This is a genomic window from Paenibacillus sp. BSR1-1, assembly GCF_030403775.1.
Lineage (GTDB): Bacteria > Bacillota > Bacilli > Bacillales > Cytobacillaceae > Neobacillus.
Genome location: NZ_JAQMWQ010000002.1, coordinates 374,257 through 395,627 on the forward strand (window position 1 = coordinate 374,257; position 21,371 = coordinate 395,627).

Sequence of the window (21,371 nt, forward strand, 5' to 3'; positions counted from 1 at the left end):
TTGCTTGCATCCAGATTGTTATCAGACTACTATACATAGCAAATCTTAAAGGAGGCAAAAATATATGAAAATCATTGTTACCAGTTTATTTGTACAAGATCAAGACAAAGCATTAAAGTTTTATTCGGAAAACCTTGGCTTTGTAAAAAAGCATGACATTCCCTTAGGCGAATTTAGGTGGATATCGCTTGTTTCTCCGGAGGACCAAGAAGGTACCGAGCTTTTGCTCGAACCGAATAACCATCCAGCCGCCAAAGAATATCAAAACAAAATATTTGCCGACGGCATCCCTGCAACAATGTTTGGCGTTGCAGATATTCGTAAAGAGTACGAACGCCTATTGGAAAAAGGCGTGAAGTTTACAATGGAGCCGACAAAAATGGGCGAAATCACAATAGCGGTTTTCGATGATACATGCGGCAACCTTATTCAGATTATGCAGAAGTAACGTTTTGACGAAAAAGTTATCCCATAAAGTGTTTTTATCAGCATGAAAAAAACAACTTTATGTTAACCCTGTCCTATATTAGGACAGGGTTATACAATTTTAAGGGTAAACGTTAGAGGAAGTGATACTTTGGTCGTTTATTATTTAATACTCATACTTGGATCCTTATTTGTAATAGGTGCAGTAATTGCTTTAATTGTGATGTATGGGACTAAAGACTTTCGATTATTAAATGTAGGTAAATGTCTTGGAATTTTATGTTTTGGTGTTTTACTTTTAGCGATTACTCTCCCAAGCCTAAAATATGTCGTCCTAAAGAAATATGATGTCATCAGTGGGACATGTGTGATCGAAATAGATTCATCAGGCCGTTCTCCTGAAGCGGACTTTAAAATGCTCAATACAGATGAAATATATTCCTTCAGAGATATTCCTGCACTTGATGCATATGGAAAGTCCATCCCTTATTTTTGTGAAGTGACAGTTACAAAAGACCATATGTTTGAAATTAGTTATAAAATATTTGATGTCAAAACACGAAAGTTAATACGAACTAGTAAATAAGATATGACCGAACCCGTTAAATTGCTTTTTTATTTTCCGCCAAATGTTTGTGCTAGATGCTTGCTTTCTTCTCTTCGGAGCTATCTAGTAATGAAACGTTCTTTTCCGGTATTAAACAAATAGAGCTCTTCCTCTGTTTCGGGATATACAGCAGGCACTGGGGTCGGCTGCCCCTTTTCATCTAACGATACAAAGGTTAAAAACGAAGTCGCCGCAACCCGGCTTTCCCTAGTAAAGTAGTTGTCTGCTGTTATCTTTACAAACACTTCCATCGAGGTGTTCCCGGTCCATGTGACAAACGCTTCTAATGTGACTGCATCTTGAAGGGTGATCGGGTGCAAGAAATCGACCGAATCGGTACTTGCGGTCACAACGGGTTTTCCGCAGTGTTTGACAGCGGCAATACCAGCAACGCGGTCAATTCGGCTCATCAGGGCGCCACCGAAGAGAGTCTGGTGTGGGTTTGTGTCGTTTGGCAGGACTCCGTCGGTTTGAATAGTTCTAGATTCATTGCATGATTTTTTCATAAATATAAGGTCCTTTTCTCACTGATTGTGGTTTTTTCCTATTATACCATAGAATGTTAGAGGGCGATTCTCGTGGTTAAATGGACAATGGAATGCTACTCAAAATCCCACATATAAATCTAAGTGTATACTAATTTGATAGGTGGGGATGTAGTTGGGCACCAATGATTTCAATAAAGAACTCCATCATTATTACACAAAAATACGTGAAGCGAATCATCCTTTTTATTGGTATTGTTTGGCAAATACGCAGTTAAGAGCCGGATTATTAAATGAAGCACTGCAAACGATTGATATTGCTTTGTCCTTTCCAAATCCGTATCCTTCAAGACACAAACTTCTAGAAATACGGGCTGGTCTGCAATCTGCTGATCTAAGAAAAATGCGCACCAGCAGTCCCGAAGTCTTAACGGTAAAGAGGGGCGATATCGATGGAGACGGGATAAAGGATAATGTTTTTCTAACTGCGAAAAAAACCCCTGATAGTCCATTTTGGAAAGATATCAAGTTGGTGGTCCAAAATGGCAGAACCCATAAATATGAATACACCACTTTTAAGAATAACTCTGGATACAATCCTACTCTTTTTCTTGGTGATTTTACAGGTAAAAATGGCGATGATATTTTAGTAGTCATTGATACCGGAGGAAGCGGCGGTGCTATTTACGCGTATATTTTTTCCTCTATTAACGGTCAAATAAAGCAGATCTTTGATTCGGATACATTCAATGAATCCTATAAGTATGATGTGACTTATGAAAATCAATACAAAGCAAAGGTGACCAGTTATTATCTCAAACAAAAGTATATTCTTGACCTTACTTACAAGGGGAAGGAATACCTATCGGAAATTTATAATCCACAAGGTATTTTGAAGGCCCCCATTAATGGCTGGGTTAATCCTTTGTCAGGTTTATATCCCGTTGATATAAACCGGGATGGAATTTATGAGCTGGCAGCGCATCAAAGGATAGCTGGCAGGTACAATGCTGATAGTCTGGGAGATGTGCAAACCGTGTTGAAATGGAACGGGCAGGTGTTTGCTCCTGAAAGGCAGACTGTGGCAACGTTTGGCGGGGAGTTATAACCAAAATAGGACATCCAAATGAGATGTCCTATTTTGGTGAATATTTTCTAAATGTATTTCATGGGATTCAAAATTGTTTTCTATATTCCTTTGGGGTTAATCCATATTGTTTTTGAAACATTTTTGTAAAGTATTTGGGGTCATTGTAGCCGACTTGCTGACTTATTTCGTAATATTTAAGGTTTGGTTTTTTAAGCAATTGGCATGCTCTTTCCATTCGTACACGAGTTAAAAATTGAATGAAGGATTCGCTGGTAATGGATTTAAAAATTTGTCCAAAATAATGTTCGGTTAAGTGAACACGCTTAGATACATCTTTTAAGGTTATGGGATTCATATAATTAGCATGGATGTAAGATTTTGCGCTTAACACGAGTCTTTCATGATAGGAAGCAGATTTATCGTAACTCATAGATTTAGCCTTTGGAATGACGGATTCCTTTTGAATTCTATCAATCAATTCAAATAGCTCATTTGTATCGATAGGTTTTAAGATATAACCTTTTGCATTATATTTTAGCGCACTATGGGCATAGGTAAACTCTTCATAACCACTCATTACAATTACATGGGTACCTGGGGAATGTTCATAAATATGTTTGGTTAATTCAATGCCATCCATATTCGGCATACGAATATCAGTAAGGATGAAGTCTATTTTTTCGTTTTCCATCCAATGTAAAGCTTCTTTTCCACTCTCAGCAGTTCCTACCACATCAATATTCCTCTCTTGCCATTCATCCATTGACATCAGACTGCTCGAAATTAGCCAATCATCATCCACAATCAACATTTTTTTCATTGAAATCACACACCTCGATTGGAAATTTAATGGTGACTGTCGTGCCCTTGTTGACTTTACTATCTATACTGATTCCAAAATTTTCTCCGTAATGTGAACGAATCCTTGTTTGCACATTGTATAGTCCTATTTTCTTTTTATACTTCGATAGCTCCTCTGAGTTATTTTTCAGACGCTCACGAATTTGTTCCAGCTGTTCTGGATGTATTCCCTTTCCATTATCAGCAATGGTGAAAATGATCATTTCATCTAAAAACTTCCCCTCAATTTTTATCCTGCCAAAAGTCCGTAAAGGGTCGATTCCATGAATAATGGCATTTTCCACAATTGGCTGGAGGATTAATTTTGTTGTGAGACAATTTTTAATACCATCTTCAAGAGTGATGGTATAGTCAAGAGGATCCCTCATCCTGACTTTTTGTATTTCAAGATAACTTTCTATGTACATAATCTCTTGGTGAATAGGGATTTTTTCCTCAAAAGAACTTATGCTTAATCGTAATAATCGTCCTAATAATACGATTAAGTGGCTGATTTCATGCTCCTTTTTAATCCGCGCCAATGAGTTAATGGATTCAAGCGTATTGTATAGGAAATGAGGATTAATTTGGAGCTGGAGTGCCGTGATTTCCGCTGCTTTTTTTAATTTCTCTTCTTTTGATACAGATTGGATCAGCTTTTTGATCTGGACGATCATTTCATTAAATCCTCTTCCAAGTTCTCCTATTTCATCCTTTGATTTAACATGAAAGGTTTGGTCGAGGTCACCACTTTTTACATTCTTCATCGCTTGCTGCAATCTCCTAATTGGTTGGGATATTCTGTGAGAGATAAACATAGCTGCTAATATACAAATGATGACACTGGTAATAGTGATGATCCAAGCAATGAATTTAACTTCATTGACGGGCTTATAAAATTCACCTACTTCAAAATATTCTGACACATACCATTTAGTGGTAGGGTTGAATTGCTTGAAAATGAGGTAGTTTTTATCATGTGCTTTTTGTAGGACGAACCCGGATTTTTGTTTTTGAATGGAATCAAACGATATATGCGTTGATGCTTTTGGTGATAGTACGAAACCATGACGGTCATAAATAAATGTTCCTGAAGAGATAGCGGTATCCAACTCACTATTTAATATGTTTTGAAGCAATTCTGGTTTAAAATCGATCACAATATAACCAAAGCTTCTAAGTTTTTTATCCCAAACTTTTTGTACATAGGAGTAGACCTTTTGATTCTTATCTAGGTTTGAATACTCTCGAGTATGGAGATTGGTAATAAGCGGGTTTAAGTTATTTTTTTCAATCTCTTTCAACCATGGCAGTGTATTAAAATGATCCTTTGTAAACTTCATATTGAGAGAATACCCATAATTATACACAAACCCATTATTACTAATAATAGTAATTCCGACTGTTTCCGGGCGGATTGTTTGAATGCTTTCCATTAAGTTATCAAGTTTTAGATAGTAATCAGGGTGCATGGTGGGATCATTGTTTGCTAAAAATTGCGAGAAAACATTACTACTTCTCATTCCAGATTGCATTCTTTCTAAATCGAACAAAAATGTGTTAAGAGACTTCATTTTCTGACTTAATATGTAATTTGCATGGTACTCTAATTTTTCATAGAGATTACGCGAATATTTATCATAGGTAATCCATCCCACAAATGATAGGGGTATCACTGAAATAAGTACAAATGATAAAAGGAGTTTGAAGAAGATTGAGTTTGCAAATTGCATTTTTGAAAGAACCCCCTTGTTTTATATCTAGATCATGCTTTTCAAGTTACCCACGAAATGTCTCCTTTTTTCAACGGTTTATCCCGTTGTTATATTATATTTAAAATTTATAATTATCAGTAAGTTGTAAATTTAATATTTTAAGAATAATCGAAGGGAGGATAAAAAGTAAATTATTTTTTAAGATACCTAGTCGTTTCCTACTAAAAATACCATTGTTAAAGAATCAGGGAGGGGCATGAAAATGAGAGATTATCGTCGTTTATTTTCTTTAGCACTAACAATCGTGATGCTTTTAAGTTTGATGGTGGGTTGTCAGTCCCCAACAGCTAGTTCTAATGATAAGGAAACTAGTAAAAATAATGGAAGCAAGAGTGAGAGTGCAACAGGTGATCATGGTAAAACACTGAACCTATATATCCCTAATTATTACAACGATGTAGAAAAACAACAATGGGCCAAGGTAGTGGAGAAATTTAAAGAACTGAATCCTGGCGTAAATGTAAATGTAGCTAATGGAGATGTTCAGGTAGAATCGGGCAAGCTGCCAACCCTCTTACAATCAGGAGTTGAGCCGCCAGATGCGATTCTCATGAATGCCGGCCCTGGAAGAGTTTCAGTATTATCTAATGTGAATTTAATTCAACCATTAAATAAATTGTATGAAAAAAACAATTGGAAGGATCAGTTGCGTCCATTTGCTTATGATCTTATCTCAGGAGAGAAAAATATCTATGAATTGCCTCATATGGTAGATGCAATTGGATTTTTCTATAATAAAGATGTTTTTGAACAGCATGGCATCAAGGTTCCAACTACAAAAGACGAATTTTTGAAAGCGCTTCAAACGTTGAAGGATAAGGGAGTCGCACCAATAACTGTGGGTGCCCGCAATGGATATGCGATTGGTTGGCTATTTGGGGTTATGTTAGAGTCTGCTGCAGGAACTGAAAAAGTAGAAGAACTTCTGTATGGGAATGGTAAATGGAATGATCCAGAGATTGTGAAAGTAGCGGAAATGATGGCTGATTGGGTGAAAAAAGGATATATCACCAAAGAGTCCGTAACGCAAACACAGGCAGATTCAAAGTTTAGATTTTTAAGTAAAAAAGCGGCAATGGAGGCTGAGGGAACCTATTTAATTACTGACCTTGTGGATCAAAAATTACAATCCAGCGTGAATTCGGTCATGATGCCTTCCTTCATAGAAGGCAAAACCGCCAAACCAGTTGGAGGCATCGGGTTAACTTGGGTTATTCCAACCAAAGCAAAAGATGTCGATCTAGCTGAAAAATGGTTTAATTTTATCGTTTCTAAAGACTATAGCCAAATTGTTTTAAACTTACCTGATTACAATTTTGTTCCTGCATCAAAAGCTTCGATTGGCATTGAGCCAGCAGGTGAAGTGTTAAAAACATCTATGAAAAATATTGAGAATGGTTCAGGCTACAATCCTAGTGTCTTTATGGGAGTAGAAGCAAAGGAAGCGTACTATCAAAATTTACAAGGTTTGGTGGGCGGATTAACGAAACCAAAAGAAGCGATGGATAATATTGAAGCGGCTGCTGAGAAAGACCGCGCGGAAGGATTTAAGTTAAATAAGAAATAAGGAATTATAAATTAGAGGCTTAGATTGGGATTGAGACTTGAATAGTTTAAGCCTCTTATAGTAAAGGAGGGGAAACGCATTGAACCTAAACGATTCTACATCCTCTTTAGAAATGGACCTCAAGAAAAATCTCTCATTGGTAAAGGGGAAAAACAAATTAAAGCTTAAAAAGTTGATAACCATTCTATCATTTCTGCTTCCGGCCTTAATCCTATATTCAATTTTTATGCTCATTCCAATGTTCGATGCGGTCCGTTATAGCTTTTTTGATTGGGACGGCGCAGCCCCTTCCATGAATTTTGTAGGGTTTGAAAATTATATCAAGCTCGCCGATGACAAGATATTCTTGAAAGCTCTTAGCCATAATTTGTTATGGGTTGTCTTAAGTTTGATATTAATGGTCATTCCGACTCTAGTACTGGCAGTATTGATTAGCCGAGTAAAAAAAGGAAAAACGTTTTTTCGAGCAGGATTCTACCTTCCAAGTGTTCTCTCATTAGCTGTAGTTGGTGTGTTGTGGTCGAAAATTTATGACCCGATGATGGGGCCAATAAATGTATTTTTAAAATCAATTGGATTAGAGAACCTAGCGAAAAACTGGCTGGGGGAACCATTCTATGTCATCCCAGCACTAGTAATAGCGAGTACCTGGGCCTTTTATGGACTCTACATGATTTTATTCTTAGCCGGTTTGCAAAATATTAATCATGAATTATATGAGGCAGCCGACCTTGATGGAGCGGGCCCGATCCGGAAATTTTGGAGTATTACTGTTCCAAGTTTACGGAATACTCTGAATGTTGTGATTAGTATGGTCATTATTAATTCGCTGAAGGGATTTGCTTTGATTTGGATTATGACGCAAGGTGGTCCATTTTATATGAGTGAGCTCGTTTCCACTTATGTCTATAAGGCTGCCTTTAGCATGAATAAGGTAAGCTACGCTACTGCAGGAAGTGTCGTTTTGGGAATCATCGTCATTGTTTTTACGATTGCTTTTAACTATTACCGTGAAAGGAGTGAAAATTAATGGAATCTCTTGTCAAGAGATGGAAGACTTCACAAATTGCTCTGTGGACGGTCTTGCTGCTGCTTCTTATCTTTATCACGGCACCGATCTTTTACGCGGTAATTGCCAGTTTTAAAACCAATATGGAGATTTTCAATTCACCATTTTCACTGCCGAAGTCATGGAATTTTGATAACTATATCAATGCATGGAATCTAGGAAACTTTAAACAATATTTTTTAAATAGCGCACTTATCACGGTTGGTGGAATGCTGATTGTGGCCCTTGTTGCGTGTCCTGCAGGATATGCGTTTGCACAATTATCCTTTAAGGGAAGCAACCTACTCTTTTACATGTTTTTATTAGGGATGTCATTGCCAATCCAGGCAATTATTATCCCGATCTTCTTTCAATTAAAGACGATGGGACTAGTCAATACTCTTACTGGTGTTACCTTGGTTTCATCAGGATTGGCACTGCCTTTTTCCATTTTCCTTATGAGAAATACATTCCGCGATATACCAAAAGAGCTGAGGGAATCAGCTGCCATGGATGGTGCAGGGGAATGGCGAACCTTTTGGTCTGTCATCCTTCCCCTTGCAAAACCTGGTTTAGTAGCTCTGCTGATCTTCACCTTTATGAATATCTGGAATGACTTCTTACTCCCTTTAGTTTTATTGGTAAACCCAGAAAAATTTACGATTTCACTAGGTTTATATTCTTTTCAGGGTGAACAAACAACAAATTTTGGTTTAATTTTTGGCGGAACTGTCATTAGCATGATTCCAAGCATTATCGTTTATATCCTCTTTCAAAGGTCATTCGTAGAAGGGATGACGGACGGGGCTAATAAGTAAGTCTTTTCTTACTTTAATAGATTTTATGAAATTACGACTATAAGGAGAGGTTAAAATGGCAACGATTACAGATTTGAATTCCGAAAAACATGTACTACCAATGGATTGGGGGGCAATTCAGTGGCTTTGCGGGGAAGAAATCGATCCCGAGTGTGAAATGACATTCGGCATGGTTTACATTAAGGCAGGGGAATCCAATCCCCGGCATGTTCATCCAAATTGCGAAGAGCTGATCTTCGTCTTATCTGGTGAGTGTGACCACACATTGGGTGAAGAAACGTACCATCTTAAACCGGGAATGATGCTGCGTATCCCGCGCAATGTCCCGCACAATGCAACGGTTACCAGCTGGGAACCTTGTAAAATGATTATTGCCTATTCAGCGCCAGACAGGAAAACGATTGGGGAGTAAACGATTTTTTAAAATAGCAGAATGAAAAGGGGAATGAAGATGGAACCAGTGAAATTCAATTATGAGTATACACGAAAAATAAGAGTGGGATTTATTGGATGCGGAGCACATGCATTTAGGAATGTGTATCCGACCTTTGATTATGCTCCGATCGACTTAGTAGCGGTTTGTGATTTAAATCAAGAGCGTGCAGATATTTACAAAAAAAGATTTGGTGCGGAAAAAACCTATACAGATTATAAGGAAATGATTAAAAAAGAAGATTTAGATGCTGTCTTTGTCGTATTAAATTTTGATAAAAACGGCCACCCGCTATACCCGAAAATCGTTCCAGATATCCTGAAGGCTGGGCTGCCTGCCTGGATCGAAAAGCCTGTAGCCTATACAGCAAGAGAAGCAGAAGAGCTGATAGAACTGGAAGAAAAGACGGGTCAATTCGTCCTTGTTTCTAATAAGCGCTATTTTTATCCATCGTTTGAAAGAGCGAAAAAAATTCTTGAAAGTGAAGCGTTTGGGGAACCTGTCTCCGTATCTGGAAGATACCCGCTCACTTTGTCCCCATTCCAGGAGGAGCTTGGGGAACGAACAGGTTTACACTGGTTTTTAGATATTTGTCATCCTATGTCTGGTATTCATTACCTGATGGGTGAGGTAAAGGAAATGTGCTTTATTGAACACCAGCCAAGCGGAAACGTCCAAACCCTGCTCACTTTTAAGTCAGGTGCTGTTGGAAATTTACAATTACCCTCTACTCAAGCAGATACAAGTCCATTAGAAAGATTTGAGGTAATTGGGAATAAACAGAATATTGTAATCGATAACGGGATGAGGCTGTCCTACTATAAGGGATTAAAAGGAAGCGGGGAGTATGGGAAAGCCCCATCTTATATTGGTGATGACCCTGCAGATGGTCCAGTCCATTGGGAACCAGAATTTTCTTTAGGACAAATTTACAATAAAAATCTTTTCCTACAAGGCATGGTCCAAAGCGTAAATCACTTCGCAAATGCGGTATTAAATGGTAGAAAAATTGAACGCGCAACTTTAAGAGATTCGCTTCATTTAACAAAAATCTTTGATGCATATAAAAATAACCGTTCCGGTAAATGGATTACGATTGAATAACTTTGGGGAGGACAAAAAAATGAAACTTAGTATCTTCACTGATATGTTAGGGTGTGAGTCATTCGAGGAAGCACTTCATCATACAAAAGAACTTGGATTTGAAAATATTGATTTAAGAGGGAAATTAAACGGATCTACTATTGATAACATCACATTAGATAAAGCTAGGTATTTAAGCTTGTTAGTGAAAGAGAACAATCTTAAAGTAAGCAGTTTAAGCTCTTGGGCGGTAAATCCTTGTACATTCTCCGGAACTCCATCCTATCGCAATGATGATGAAAACCATCATAAACAAATGAGCACTGTCTTGAATCGACTATTCGATCTGGCAGATATTTTCTCTGCTCAATATATTAGAATCTATTCCTTATACCGACAAGAGGACTTTAATCTATTGCAAGAGGATGAAAAAGAGAAACAGTATAAGTTTAATGCGGAAATGATGCTAAGGCATGCAGAACACGCAAAAGAGAGAGGGAAAATTCTATTGGTTGAAAACGAGCCGCCTACGTTAACGAGCAATTGTGAGGAATTGGGGATCCTTGTTAAATATACAAATCATCCAAATCTCAAAATCAATTGGGATATCGTCAATGGCTGGAGGGCAGGTGAATATCCGACTTTAGAAAAATATGAATGCATTAAAGGTGCGGTTTATCAAACCCATCTTAAAGGAGCTTCCCGGTTATCGAATTCCATCACGAAGGATAATCCGTTTGGATTGTTTGGCAATTTCGCGATTGCTGGAAAGGATGAGTTTGATCACGAACCAATCATGAAGGCGCTCTCTGAACATGACCCACAAGCTATTTTAACAATTGATACTCATTATCCGTCATTTTACCAGCAAGACAAACTAGGTGAAGTGGAGGTTGTTCGTAAGACGAAGGAGTTTTTTGAAAACATTTTGAAAAAGGAGGGCGCTTATGAGTAAAAGGATTGTTCTTGTTGGTTCTTTAGATACAAAGGAAAAAGAGTTTCTGTATGTGAAAGAATTGATCGTAGAATCAGGAATGGAAACACTTCTAATCAATACAGGTATCTATGAATCTTCCACTCCTGGTGACATCGTGAATGAAGAGGTTGCCATAGCAGGTGGATCAACCATTCATGAACTTAGGGAAAAAAATGACCGTGGCTATGCAGTTGCCGTAATGACAAATGGAGCGGCCTCGATTGTAAAGAGATTAGTAGAAGAGGATCAAGTTGCAGCTGTTTTTGGAATGGGAGGAACGGCTGGCACAACCGTCGGTGCAGCCGCAATGAGAAGTGTTCCTGTGGGCGTTCCGAAATTGATCGTTTCCACTGTAGCATCAGGAAATACCCGTCCATATGTTGGCGAGAAAGACATTATGATGATGTATTCGATAGTGGATATTGCAGGAATCAACAGTTTATCTGCCAAAATTCTTCGGAATGCAGCAAATGCCCTTTGCGGAATGGTAAAAGGGAATTCCATTTCTGAAGTAAATGAGGAAAAGCCAATGATTGCGGCCACGATGTTTGGAGTAACCACACCGTGTGTAAATCAAACGAGAGAGATTTTAGAAAAGAACGGGTTTGATGTTCTTGTCTTCCATGCAACTGGTGCTGGAGGTGATGCGATGGAGAACTTAATAAATGACGGCTTTATTCAAGGAGTGGTGGATATCACGACGACAGAACTGGCAGATGGGCTTGTGGGCGGAATTTTTTGCTCGAGTGAAAACCGTTTAGAGGCTGCCGGGGCACAAGGAATTCCCCAAGTGGTTTCAGTGGGTGCGTTAGATATGGTGAATTTCGGTCCTCCTGAGACAGTGCCGGCAAAATTTAAAGATCGGAAATTTTATCAGCATAATCCAACCACAACCTTGATGAGAACAACGGTTGAAGAGAATTTAACATTAGGGGAAACCATTGCTCGTAAGTTGAACAAAAGTACATCCCCGACTGTCCTCGTTTTCCCTAAAGGAGGAGTTTCTCTACTAGATAGACCGGACCAGCCATTTGAAGGTATTGATGAGAGGCAGTCTCTCTATAAGGGGATTAAAGAAAACCTGGAATCACATATAACATTCGTGGAAATGGATGAAGATATCAATCATCCAAGTGTGGCTCAAATAATAGCTGATCAATTATTGGAAGTACTAAATACAAGAATTGGAGTGATTAAGAATGGGGCTTTCTAGAGATGAAGTATTAGCACGTTTAAAAAGACAAATCAAAGATAACAAAGTGATAATAGGCGGCGGGGCTGGAACCGGATTATCGGCAAAAAGCGCAGAAATGGGCGGAATTGATCTAATTATCATTTATAATTCAGGTCGTTACCGTATGGCCGGGCGCGGGTCGTTGGCAGGGTTAATGCCATATGGGGATGCCAATCAGATTGTTGTCGAAATGGGGAACGAAGTGTTGCCGGTCGTGAAGGATACTCCTGTATTAGCAGGTGTTTGCGGTACAGATCCATTTCGGAACATGGATTACTTCTTAAAACAATTAAAGGAATTAGGGTTTTCCGGTGTCCAAAACTTCCCGACGGTAGGGTTATGTGACGGCCAATTCCGTGAAAATTTAGAGGAGACAGGAATGGGATATGATCTAGAAGTGGAAATGATCAAAAAAGCTCATGAGATCGGTTTAGTTACCTCCCCATATGTCTTTAATGAAGAGGATGCCATTAAAATGGCAAAAGCTGGCGCTGATATATTAGTTGCTCATGTAGGTTTAACTACCAAAGGAGCCATTGGCGCGAAAACGGCAATGGATATTGATGAAGCAGTCGACTTAGTACAACGAATCCATGATGCCGGTAAGAGCATCAACCCTGAAATCATCGTGTTATGCCATGGCGGTCCAATTTCTGAACCTGAAGATGCAGAGTATGTCTTAAATAGAACAACGGGTGTTTCCGGATTCTTTGGAGCCTCTAGTATTGAAAGACTTCCGACTGAACTGGCTATATCAGGGCAGGTTAAGAACTTTAAGGATATCAATGTTAATAAAATATATTCATAAATATTACCTAAAAACTGCTAGAAAAAATTCTGGCAGTTTTTTTTGTGCGTTCAGGATTTCCATTATGGGGGAAACTCCATTCGTGATAAGTGTATTTTTAGGTATGAAAATGGTAATCCCAGAAATGTTGAAAATTGGAGGCGGATCTATCATTAATATTTCTTTTGTCTATGGGTTAGTAGGTGGGAGCACATCCGCAGCGTATACTGCATCCAAAGGAGAAATAATAACTCTTACTAAAAATGCAGCGGTTGATTTTGGAAAACATAATATAAGAGTGAATTCCGTTTTACCTGCTCAAATTGAAACACCTATGATGGAAAAGCTTATTACATTTATATATTATTCATTAAGTCAGGTTTTCCATGGAAGTAAACTATAGATTCCGATCCAACAAAATCCCTACCTGTTCTGCCACAACTTGAGTTGGTTCGGATAAACCATTGGTGATCCAGGCTGTTACGATCTCTACTATAGCTGCTCCAAAAAATTTAAGAAGTATATCCTTACTTAATCCTTGATTTTTTCCTTCGGTTACATCAACTTCACCCGCTAACTCCTCGATCACAAATTTTAGGAAGTGACTACGAAATGTAGGGGCTCCTTTACTCGCTAACATGGTTGAAAAGAATGAGGAATTACGTTCAAAGTATTCAAACCACATCAGATTTCCCTCGGTAAAATCCATATCAGCTGCTGATACGCACAGTTTCTTTAGTTCGTTAATATGTTCATCAATGAGCTTATCCAGTAAATCAAATTTATCCATGTAATGATCATAAATGGTTCTTCGACCGACATTTGCCCTGTCGGAAATATCTTGAATCGTAATATGATCAAAACTTTTTTCAGACATTAGTTCAATAAAAGCCTTTTTTATTGACTCTTGAGATTTTTGTACTCGTCTATCCATACTAGACATTGTAGGAATCACCAAGCTTCTAAAAAGTTATCGCACAAATTTACTCAATTTGTGCAGTAACGCACAAATTACAGCATTTTGATTATTGCAGTTATCCTCTATTCCTTTTATATTATACACAGGTGTGCGATAACGCAGTAATATACGATTAACTAAAACATATAGCAAATACTGAAATGATTATTCGTCCGACAGTTCAAGTTGGTTAAAATAAAGAATATTGGAGGAATTAGAATGGCAAAACATGAAGAAGTAAAAAATGGCGTTATTTTCCCTGTGGGAGAGAAAAATGAAGCATATGCACAATTTTTTGTAGGACAAAGTTATCTTAAAGGATTAGTTGCTGATCCTAAAGTGAGTGTGGGTGTTGGGAATGTAACTTTTGAACCTGGATGCAGAAATAACTGGCATATTCATCGCGATGGATTTCAAATTTTATTGGTAACTGGTGGCGAAGGTTGGTACCAAGAAGAAGGAAAGCCTGCTCAATTCCTAAAAGCTGGCGATGTGATAGTCATTCACGATGGTGTGAAACACTGGCATGGTGCCGCAAAAGATAGTTGGTTTGAACACATTGCCATTACTGCTGGTACGCCTGAATGGTTGGAACCAGTATCAGACGAGGAATATAACAAAGTAATATAATAGTTGAGGATAAGAATGGCCCTTTTATAGAGAGCTTTTTTAGTTTTTATCCCTACCAACATAGTTAAAAAGAGCGTAATTAAAAAACACACAAAAAACTGCCAGAATTTTTTCCGGCAGTTTTTTGTGTGTTTAGGATTTCCATCCATTGGAGAAACTCCATTCTTGAATAAGTTACAACTTTTCTCATCAACTTAAGAAATATACCAATTAGAAGAAGGTGTACTATGGCGAAAAATGGTTATCAGACGCTCACCATTATTTCTTTAAGCTTGGCAATTCTACTAATGTCATCCTGTAACCAGATACAAAGAAAAGAAGAAAACAATAAGGAGAAAACTCCTCGTGATGTATTAGGCTTCTATACAGAACAGGAAGGAACGTATCCTGGATCCCAAGCTACAGTTAACTCCCAATTCAAGAGCTTAAGCGTCATTGCTCCCTTTTGGTATAAACTAGATGATAAACGTCCAGGCAGTCTTATTGATTCCGTTACTGCAGAACATAAGAAAAAGGTTATTCAGAGTGCTCATAAAAAACACCTGAAGGTATATATGGTTGTCCATAATCTCTTTTATGAAACCGTGGAGAAGGGGAAACAGGCAGCGAATAAGGTACTCGATACCGATAAAGACCGCAATGTTTTCATTCAGAACTTACGGAATGAAATAAATCAGTTTAAATATGACGGTATTAATATTGATATGGAAAATTTGTATTTGACTGACCGAGATTCCTTTAGCCAGCTGATAAAGGAATTGTCTGATGCACTAAATCGTGATGGAAAAGCAGTTACGGTTTCTGTCCCGGCAAACACAGGGGACTCCCGTGCTAATCCCTGGTCACCATGGTTTGATTACGAAAAGCTTGGCCGATATTCGGACGGGTTAATGATTATGACATATGATGAACACAACACAAGAACAACACCCGGTTCAACAGCATCGGTCGAATGGACAGAAGCCACGATTCGTTATGCTTTGAAACATGGAGTACCACCATCCAAAATTTTACTGGGTATCGCTGGTTATGGATGGGACTGGGATACAACAGCAGGCAAAGCCAAGTATAGCTCTTATAAAGAGTTAATGGGTCTGAAAACAAAATATAAAGCTAAAATTATATGGGACTCCAAATCGCAAACACCTTATTTCAGCTACGTCGATGATAAACAACATAACCACCAGGCTTGGTTTGAGAATAGCCATAGTTTGCGGTTTAAGCTAAACCTTGTAGAAAAATATAACTTACGGGGAATTGGGATTTGGCGGCTTGGCTTAGAAGATCCAAAGTACTGGAAGACTATATCTGAGAAAATAAAAGTTAAAAAGTGATGGAAGGGCTATCAAAAAATAAGGGAATTTCATTAAAAAACTCAGTTCACCCTGAACTGAGTTTTTTATTTATAAAGGTAAACAGGCAGTTTGTTGTTCTTTATTTTGGCAAGTGATTAACTTCATTAGCAACTCTGATTCCCGACTCAATGGCACCTTGCATCCACCCGTGTGTAAGGGTGGTATGCTCACCTGCAAAGTGGACCCGGCCTTCAGGGATAGCGATATAGGGGAAAAGTTCGTGTTCCTGACCAGGTTTAAAAGTCGCTAGTGCTCCAAGAGCATATGGATTATCTACCCAGCTAAAGGACGTTCCTGAAACAAACTCTGAAAACACTTGGTCCCCGAAAATGACGGATAAGTTCTTTAAAGCATAGTGAATTCGGTCTTCGTTGGATAAACCATTCCATGTCAAAGCCTCATCCGCCCACGTATAACTGGCCAAGACCACAGCAGGACCCTTTGTGCCAATCCCCTGACTAGGGTAATACGTGTAACGAATCGGCAGGTCGGTTATCGATTTACCACCAAATTGATGTTCTTTTTCCCAAAACCGGCTTTTAAACTCGATTCCTACTTTCGTCGCAGCCATATAGTTCAGTTCACGAATTGCTCTCCGTTTATAATAGGAAAAAGAATGGAAGGGCTCCACTTCAACAAAACGTAAGACGGTAAAAGGGATGGTTATGATGGCAAGATCACTTGTTATAGAGGATTGTTGTAAGTTGTGAGAATGGTTGGAATGAATGGTTATACTATTTTGTTGCTGTACAATTTTCGTCATCCTTTGGTAGAACGATATATCATCTTTTAATTGAGGCAAAAATGCCCTAGGGAGCAAGTCCATACCACCCGTTATCTCATAGAAACGATCCGTCCTGAAGCTTGCGGATTCGCGTAAAACTTCCAGAAATGACATCCCCATATAGGCCTCATAGTCAAGAAGTAAACCAATCATATCAACCGCACCAGTTGAAAAAGTGGTTCCATATTGATAATGGTAGGAGCTTAAAAATGTACCTAGCGAGTAATCTTTAAATTCTTTTTCGATTAGAGGCCAATTTTTTACAGGATTTTTGTTAATAAAATCGATAATGGGCTGAATCGCTAAATTTAACAGATCCTCAGCACTCTTGCCTCTCTCATTCCGGTCAACAGGGAAGTTTAGAATACCTGGATTTCGTTCAAAAATGTCAAGACGTGTTTTGATTCCATTGAGAAAAAGAATATCGGTTGGAGTCCGATTGATAAACTGATTAACGGGCAAACCGAATTGATGAATATACTCTAAAGTTAAAAGATGAGTATCGGGGATCCGCATAGGGCCAATGTTTAAATAAAGCCCGCTGCTAAAAGGGGAACGTATTGCCGCGGCACGTCCGCCCACTTTATTGGTTGCTTCAATAATCGTGACTTTGTGCCCTGCTTCCTTCAGGAGAGAAGCGGCAACAAGTCCAGCTAATCCTGCACCGACAATGGTAATGGTCTTAGGAAATGGAGATTTTGGCAGTCCATTTCTAATGATACTAATCATTTGTTGAGTCGTTAATTGATGATTTATGGAATTAGGCATCCCATCGCCCCTATTAAAAAAGTTTAATACATTGTATTCACTGTTCAGGATGCCTATGTTTTAAAAGGTTTTTTGTCGGTGGGCGTGCGGAAGGAAAGACTGGCCGGAACAAACATCTATTAGGTGGTGTCCGGCCAATTTTATGTCATCTTTACATAACTAAATGTAAACTTTTTTTTACATGATGCATATAATACTTTACCTGATGTAAAAGTGACCATACAGGAGGTGTATACCTTGACCTATCAAGAAAAAAAGAGCATCGTATCAGTCATCACCGTAATACTCATTTTCATCTCATATTGGTTATACATGTACCCTCAACATCCCGTTGGCGGACTGGAGTCAGCAGAAACCTTTCGCTATTGGGGCTTCTTCGTCATCCAATTGACTTTGGTTTCAATCGTCGTCCACATCATAATCGGCATTATTTTTAATATCGTCTTTAGAATGACGACCAGAGAAAAGGAACCTACATTTGCAGATGAACTGGATAAGTTAATTAGCTTAAAAGCGAGCCGGAATTCTTTTTTTGTGTTTATCCTGGGCTTTCTCCTTGCCATGGGATCGCTGGTCATTATTGAGCCATCACAGATGATGTTCATGATCTTGATTATTTCGGGATTCCTTTCAGATGTGACAGGCTCAGTTACGAAAATTTATCACTATCGGAGAGGAGTCTAACATGGGCAAAAATCTTGTCGGCAATCACATTAGAAAATTACGTTTCAACCATGATGAAATGACACAGCAGCAGCTGGCTGACAAGGTAGGCGTGACAAGACAAACCATCGTCGCACTCGAAAAGGGGAAGTACTCCCCATCCCTAGAACTGGCTTTTCGCATTGCTCGCGCCTTTCACTTACCCTTGGAAGAAGTGTTCTTTTATCAGGATAACACAAAGCCATAAGCTGAATGTGGATGAAATAATGCAGAGAGGGCGATGAAAAATGGATTCAACTAAGAAAGCTGCAAAAATTGTGGGTGTACTGTTTATCCTAGCTGCCGTTACGGCAATATTCGGTCTTATTTTATATGACCCAATCCTTAATGGTCCTGATTACATGGTAAATGGTTCCGAACACGCCAACCAGGTGATACTCGGAGTGCTTATGGAGCTAATACTTGTTGTATCAGCCGTTGGTACGGCAACTACCATGTTTCCGATTTTAAGAAAGTATAATGAAACGATTGCTCTTTGGCATCTTTGTTTCAGGTTTCTTGAAGCCATTATCATTACAGTAGGTGTAATCAGTATGTTGTCCCTATTGACCTTAAGTCAGGAATTTGCAGCTGCAGGAGCCACGGATTCCGCATCCTTTCAAACATCAGGTATCGTATTAAAAGCAATTCATGCATGGACATTTATGCTGGGTCCGCTATTCATGCTGGGGATCAATACGATGATGTACAGTTATATTTTTTATAAATCTAAGCTAGTGCCCAGGTTTATCCCTATTTTGGGCATGACAGGAGCAACTCTTGTATTTATTTATGGATTACTCGTAATGTTCGGTGTGATTGAACAAATTTCTGTTTGGAGTATATTGTCGCTGCCAGTTGCAGCGAATGAATTGATTTTGGCAGTATGGCTGCTGGTGAAAGGATTCGATGAAGCTGCACTTGCTTCTCTTTCTGCAAAAAAGTAAGTGTTTATGAAAAATTATTTTAAAAAAACATTTGACAAGATGTCATTTTTCCTTGTATTTTATTAATATACTTTAATGCTTAAAAGCGTTTTAGCGTTTAAGTGTGTTGGTGGATATAACAGCCTAGCATTCTAGTAGTACCTTTCTTAACAGTCAATAGAGACTGGACGGGTGGTGAAAGTCCAGGTGAGAAGAGGTACGAATTACACATGCAGCATTATGGGCATATTTTTTAGAGTGGACTCGATTGGGTCAAAAAGGGTGGTACCGCGGAGAGCTTCTTCGTCCCTTATTTGGGATGGAGGACTCTCTTTTTTATTTTTTAACAAGGAGTGGCAGAAAATGGAAGCAACTTTAACGAAAATTCCGAAGCATTTACAAAAATATGTAGTGGATCAGCAATATGAAAAATACACAGCGATTGACCAGGCTGTTTGGCGTTATGTAATGAGACAAAATCATCATTTCCTAAAAGAATCTGCCCATCAAGCATACACTGGTGGTTTAACATCTTCTGGTATTTCTATTGAAAAAATTCCGAATGTCCATGATATGAACGAAGCACTTTCACCTTTTGGCTGGAGTGCCGCCAACATTGATGGATTCATTCCTGGAGTGGTATTCTTCGATTTTCAGGCCCATGGCATTTTACCGATTGCGTCAGACATTCGGAAGCTGGAGAACATTCAATATACTCCTGCTCCTGATATCATTCATGAAGCCGCGGGACATGCTCCCATTCTAGTAGACGAGAAATTCTCGGAATATGTAAAACTATTTGGAAGCATTGGTTCAAAGGCACTTGCCACAAGCGAAGAACATGAATTGTTTGAAGCCACTAGAGCATACTCCAATCTTTTAGAAAGCGGGACAGCTAACCAAGAAGAGATTGCTGCAGTTAAAGCACTTTTTGAAGAAAAACAAGCGAATGTCACCGAACTGTCAGAGGCAGAGCAAATTTCCAGACTGTATTGGTGGACAGTCGAATACGGGTTAATCGGCACGATGGAGGAGCCCAAAATTTATGGTGCCGGACTTCTATCTTCCGTGGCGGAAGGAAGAAGTAGTCTATCGGATTCGGTCGAAAAGCGGCCATTTGATTTACAGACTGTAATTGAAACCGGCTTTGATATCACAAAGCCTCAGCCACAATTGTTTGTATGTGAAAGTTTTGAGCAGTTAATAGAGGCGGTTAAGGAATTTGCCAGCAATATGGCCTTCAATAAAGGCGGGACTGAAAGCCTCGAAAAGGCACGCCGCTCTAACCATACGGCGACCATCCAATATGATTCTGGTGTTCAGCTAACTGGAACAGTAAGTACCATTTTAAAAGATTCGAATGGTGAGGCTTGCTACATTCGAACAAAAGGGCCATCGGCTATAGCCTTTAATCATAAAGAACTGCCAGGACACGGCAAGGGTAAACATGGGGATGGATTCGGTGCCCCAGTTGGAAGATTGAAAAAATCCACATGTCCGCTAGGAGAAATGGAGATAGGAAAAGAGTACACTCTTCAATATGAAAGCGGTGTGACCGTGACAGGAATTCCTCAGCAATTCCTTCGTGATCAAAACAGGATTCTCGTTATTTCTTTCGATAACTGTACCGTTTCATTCAACGATGTGATCCTCTATCATCCAGAATGGGGCACCTTTGACTTAGTAGTGGGAGAGACGATTACCTCTGTCTTTGCCGGAGCAGCAGACTCCGAACAGTTTTACTCCGATATGGAAGAAGTGGTACAGAAGCCATTGCAGAAAAAGGAAGAAACCATGCTTGAAAAGCTTTACAGCGATGTAAGGAGATTAAGAGAAACGGTCATGATCCGTGAGGAATTGGAAGAAGAACTGAAGCAAGTATTCGAGAAACTTTCCGCTGATTTTTCAGAGGATTGGCTGCTGCGAGTGGAAATCTTTGAGCTCATGGAACAATTTAAAGTACTTTCTTCTTGGAAAAATGTCCTCCTTCAACAATTGGTCGGAATTCAAACGCTTCATCCGGAATTCCCTGAATTGATCCAGAGAGGACTACGGTTAGCGAAAGAGAAAGGTCTGTGA

23 protein-coding genes are annotated in these 21,371 nt (G+C 39.0%); 18 read left to right on the forward strand and 5 right to left on the reverse strand.

Annotated elements, in window-relative coordinates; genetic code table 11:
* The first annotated feature begins 64 nt into the window (after positions 1-64).
* Together PH210_RS05175 and PH210_RS05180 are read left to right on the forward strand one after the other, a co-directional pair.
* Entirely contained in the window at positions 65-448 is a 384-nt protein-coding gene (locus PH210_RS05175; protein ID WP_289983579.1) for a methylglyoxalase, read from the forward strand.
* A gap of 129 nt (positions 449-577) precedes the next feature.
* Complete coding sequence (locus PH210_RS05180; protein ID WP_289983580.1) at positions 578-1,012, forward strand: hypothetical protein; 435 nt, start codon at positions 578-580, stop codon at positions 1,010-1,012.
* 80 nt (positions 1,013-1,092) lie between these two features.
* On the opposite strand, the gene PH210_RS05185 is transcribed toward PH210_RS05180, so the two are convergent.
* Positions 1,093-1,539: an acyl-CoA thioesterase gene (locus tag PH210_RS05185; protein ID WP_289983581.1), complete on the reverse strand. Its 447-nt coding sequence runs from the start codon at positions 1,537-1,539 to the stop codon at positions 1,093-1,095.
* Positions 1,540-1,921: 382 nt separating this feature from the next.
* On the opposite strand from PH210_RS05185, the gene PH210_RS05190 reads away from it, so the two are divergent.
* Complete coding sequence (locus PH210_RS05190) at positions 1,922-2,626, forward strand: YybI family spore inner coat protein (protein WP_502306724.1); 705 nt, start codon at positions 1,922-1,924, stop codon at positions 2,624-2,626.
* 67 nt (positions 2,627-2,693) lie between these two features.
* On the opposite strand, the gene PH210_RS05195 is transcribed toward PH210_RS05190, so the two are convergent.
* Together PH210_RS05195 and PH210_RS05200 are read right to left on the reverse strand one after the other, a co-directional pair.
* The gene (locus tag PH210_RS05195) at positions 2,694-3,428 is read right to left on the reverse strand and encodes a response regulator transcription factor (RefSeq protein ID WP_289983582.1); all 735 of its coding nucleotides are present in this window, start codon (positions 3,426-3,428) and stop codon (positions 2,694-2,696) included.
* The gene (locus PH210_RS05200) at positions 3,403-5,181 is read right to left on the reverse strand and encodes a cache domain-containing sensor histidine kinase (RefSeq protein ID WP_289983583.1); all 1,779 of its coding nucleotides are present in this window, start codon (positions 5,179-5,181) and stop codon (positions 3,403-3,405) included. The genes PH210_RS05195 and PH210_RS05200 overlap by 26 nt, the downstream gene beginning before the upstream one ends.
* Positions 5,182-5,425: 244 nt before the next feature.
* On the opposite strand from PH210_RS05200, the gene PH210_RS05205 reads away from it, so the two are divergent.
* The 9 genes from PH210_RS05205 (at position 5,426) to PH210_RS05245 (ending at position 13,572) form a co-directional block, all read left to right on the forward strand.
* On the forward strand, positions 5,426-6,790 hold the full coding sequence (locus PH210_RS05205; protein WP_289983585.1) for an ABC transporter substrate-binding protein: 1,365 nt from the start codon (positions 5,426-5,428) through the stop codon (positions 6,788-6,790).
* A 79-nt stretch (positions 6,791-6,869) separates the two neighbouring features.
* Complete coding sequence (locus PH210_RS05210; protein ID WP_289983587.1) at positions 6,870-7,820, forward strand: carbohydrate ABC transporter permease; 951 nt, start codon at positions 6,870-6,872, stop codon at positions 7,818-7,820.
* Positions 7,820-8,656 (forward strand): carbohydrate ABC transporter permease, encoded by an 837-nt coding sequence (locus PH210_RS05215; RefSeq protein WP_289983589.1) that lies wholly within the window; start codon positions 7,820-7,822, stop codon positions 8,654-8,656. The genes PH210_RS05210 and PH210_RS05215 overlap by 1 nt, the downstream gene beginning before the upstream one ends.
* Before the next feature lie 55 nt (positions 8,657-8,711).
* On the forward strand, positions 8,712-9,068 hold the full coding sequence (locus PH210_RS05220) for a cupin domain-containing protein (RefSeq protein ID WP_289983592.1): 357 nt from the start codon (positions 8,712-8,714) through the stop codon (positions 9,066-9,068).
* 39 nt (positions 9,069-9,107) lie between these two features.
* Positions 9,108-10,193 carry a Gfo/Idh/MocA family protein gene (locus tag PH210_RS05225; RefSeq protein WP_289983594.1) on the forward strand — a complete coding sequence of 362 codons (1,086 nt, stop codon included), beginning with the start codon at positions 9,108-9,110 and terminating at the stop codon, positions 10,191-10,193.
* A 19-nt stretch (positions 10,194-10,212) separates the two neighbouring features.
* Positions 10,213-11,127: a sugar phosphate isomerase/epimerase family protein gene (locus tag PH210_RS05230; RefSeq protein WP_289983596.1), complete on the forward strand. Its 915-nt coding sequence runs from the start codon at positions 10,213-10,215 to the stop codon at positions 11,125-11,127.
* Positions 11,120-12,361 (forward strand): Tm-1-like ATP-binding domain-containing protein, encoded by a 1,242-nt coding sequence (locus tag PH210_RS05235; protein WP_289983598.1) that lies wholly within the window; start codon positions 11,120-11,122, stop codon positions 12,359-12,361. The genes PH210_RS05230 and PH210_RS05235 overlap by 8 nt, the downstream gene beginning before the upstream one ends.
* Entirely contained in the window at positions 12,348-13,190 is an 843-nt protein-coding gene (locus tag PH210_RS05240) for a phosphoenolpyruvate hydrolase family protein (protein ID WP_289983599.1), read from the forward strand. The genes PH210_RS05235 and PH210_RS05240 overlap by 14 nt, the downstream gene beginning before the upstream one ends.
* A gap of 64 nt (positions 13,191-13,254) precedes the next feature.
* Positions 13,255-13,572, forward strand: a complete 318-nt coding sequence (locus PH210_RS05245) for an SDR family NAD(P)-dependent oxidoreductase (RefSeq protein ID WP_483312083.1) — start codon at positions 13,255-13,257, stop codon at positions 13,570-13,572.
* Here PH210_RS05245 and PH210_RS05250 read toward each other — a convergent pair.
* Entirely contained in the window at positions 13,567-14,112 is a 546-nt protein-coding gene (locus PH210_RS05250; protein WP_289983600.1) for a TetR/AcrR family transcriptional regulator, read from the reverse strand. The two genes, PH210_RS05245 and PH210_RS05250, sit on opposite strands and share 6 nt — an antisense overlap.
* Before the next feature lie 234 nt (positions 14,113-14,346).
* On the opposite strand from PH210_RS05250, the gene PH210_RS05255 reads away from it, so the two are divergent.
* Both PH210_RS05255 and PH210_RS05260 read left to right on the forward strand, forming a co-directional pair.
* Complete coding sequence (locus PH210_RS05255) at positions 14,347-14,757, forward strand: cupin domain-containing protein (RefSeq protein ID WP_289983601.1); 411 nt, start codon at positions 14,347-14,349, stop codon at positions 14,755-14,757.
* 227 nt (positions 14,758-14,984) lie between these two features.
* Positions 14,985-16,091: a glycosyl hydrolase family 18 protein gene (locus PH210_RS05260; RefSeq protein WP_289983603.1), complete on the forward strand. Its 1,107-nt coding sequence runs from the start codon at positions 14,985-14,987 to the stop codon at positions 16,089-16,091.
* Between the two features lie 100 nt (positions 16,092-16,191).
* On the opposite strand, the gene PH210_RS05265 is transcribed toward PH210_RS05260, so the two are convergent.
* Entirely contained in the window at positions 16,192-17,664 is a 1,473-nt protein-coding gene (locus PH210_RS05265; protein ID WP_289983605.1) for a flavin monoamine oxidase family protein, read from the reverse strand.
* Between the two features lie 237 nt (positions 17,665-17,901).
* Here PH210_RS05265 and PH210_RS05270 point away from each other — a divergent pair, with 237 nt between their 5' ends.
* From PH210_RS05270 to PH210_RS05285, 4 genes are all read left to right on the forward strand, one after another.
* Positions 17,902-18,348 carry a DUF2178 domain-containing protein gene (locus PH210_RS05270; protein ID WP_289983606.1) on the forward strand — a complete coding sequence of 149 codons (447 nt, stop codon included), beginning with the start codon at positions 17,902-17,904 and terminating at the stop codon, positions 18,346-18,348.
* 1 nt (position 18,349) lies between these two features.
* A complete protein-coding gene (locus tag PH210_RS05275) occupies positions 18,350-18,574 on the forward strand; it encodes a helix-turn-helix transcriptional regulator (protein WP_289983607.1) in 225 nt (74 codons plus the stop codon).
* Positions 18,575-18,614: 40 nt separating this feature from the next.
* Positions 18,615-19,313 (forward strand): DUF4386 domain-containing protein, encoded by a 699-nt coding sequence (locus tag PH210_RS05280; protein ID WP_289983608.1) that lies wholly within the window; start codon positions 18,615-18,617, stop codon positions 19,311-19,313.
* Positions 19,314-19,655: 342 nt separating this feature from the next.
* Positions 19,656-21,371, forward strand: coding sequence for an aromatic amino acid hydroxylase (locus PH210_RS05285; RefSeq protein ID WP_289983609.1), 1,716 nt, complete (start codon positions 19,656-19,658; stop codon positions 21,369-21,371).

Bases quoted from the DNA above. Each gene is read 5' to 3' on its own strand.
- PH210_RS05175 (WP_289983579.1), top strand. From the start codon at position 65: ATGAAAATCATTGTTACCAGTTTATTTGTACAAGATCAAGACAAAGCA.
- PH210_RS05185 (WP_289983581.1), bottom strand. From the start codon at position 1,539: ATGAAAAAATCATGCAATGAATCTAGAACTATTCAAACCGACGGAGTC.
- PH210_RS05190 (WP_502306724.1), top strand. From the start codon at position 1,922: ATGCGCACCAGCAGTCCCGAAGTCTTAACGGTAAAGAGGGGCGATATC.
- PH210_RS05195 (WP_289983582.1), bottom strand. From the start codon at position 3,428: ATGAAAAAAATGTTGATTGTGGATGATGATTGGCTAATTTCGAGCAGT.
- PH210_RS05200 (WP_289983583.1), bottom strand. From the start codon at position 5,181: ATGCAATTTGCAAACTCAATCTTCTTCAAACTCCTTTTATCATTTGTA.
- PH210_RS05205 (WP_289983585.1), top strand. From the start codon at position 5,426: ATGAGAGATTATCGTCGTTTATTTTCTTTAGCACTAACAATCGTGATG.
- PH210_RS05215 (WP_289983589.1), top strand. From the start codon at position 7,820: ATGGAATCTCTTGTCAAGAGATGGAAGACTTCACAAATTGCTCTGTGG.
- PH210_RS05220 (WP_289983592.1), top strand. From the start codon at position 8,712: ATGGCAACGATTACAGATTTGAATTCCGAAAAACATGTACTACCAATG.
- PH210_RS05225 (WP_289983594.1), top strand. From the start codon at position 9,108: ATGGAACCAGTGAAATTCAATTATGAGTATACACGAAAAATAAGAGTG.
- PH210_RS05230 (WP_289983596.1), top strand. From the start codon at position 10,213: ATGAAACTTAGTATCTTCACTGATATGTTAGGGTGTGAGTCATTCGAG.
- PH210_RS05235 (WP_289983598.1), top strand. From the start codon at position 11,120: ATGAGTAAAAGGATTGTTCTTGTTGGTTCTTTAGATACAAAGGAAAAA.
- PH210_RS05240 (WP_289983599.1), top strand. From the start codon at position 12,348: ATGGGGCTTTCTAGAGATGAAGTATTAGCACGTTTAAAAAGACAAATC.
- PH210_RS05245 (WP_483312083.1), top strand. From the start codon at position 13,255: ATGGGGGAAACTCCATTCGTGATAAGTGTATTTTTAGGTATGAAAATG.
- PH210_RS05250 (WP_289983600.1), bottom strand. From the start codon at position 14,112: ATGTCTAGTATGGATAGACGAGTACAAAAATCTCAAGAGTCAATAAAA.
- PH210_RS05255 (WP_289983601.1), top strand. From the start codon at position 14,347: ATGGCAAAACATGAAGAAGTAAAAAATGGCGTTATTTTCCCTGTGGGA.
- PH210_RS05260 (WP_289983603.1), top strand. From the start codon at position 14,985: ATGGCGAAAAATGGTTATCAGACGCTCACCATTATTTCTTTAAGCTTG.
- PH210_RS05265 (WP_289983605.1), bottom strand. From the start codon at position 17,664: ATGCCTAATTCCATAAATCATCAATTAACGACTCAACAAATGATTAGT.
- PH210_RS05275 (WP_289983607.1), top strand. From the start codon at position 18,350: ATGGGCAAAAATCTTGTCGGCAATCACATTAGAAAATTACGTTTCAAC.
- PH210_RS05280 (WP_289983608.1), top strand. From the start codon at position 18,615: ATGGATTCAACTAAGAAAGCTGCAAAAATTGTGGGTGTACTGTTTATC.
- PH210_RS05285 (WP_289983609.1), top strand. From the start codon at position 19,656: ATGGAAGCAACTTTAACGAAAATTCCGAAGCATTTACAAAAATATGTA.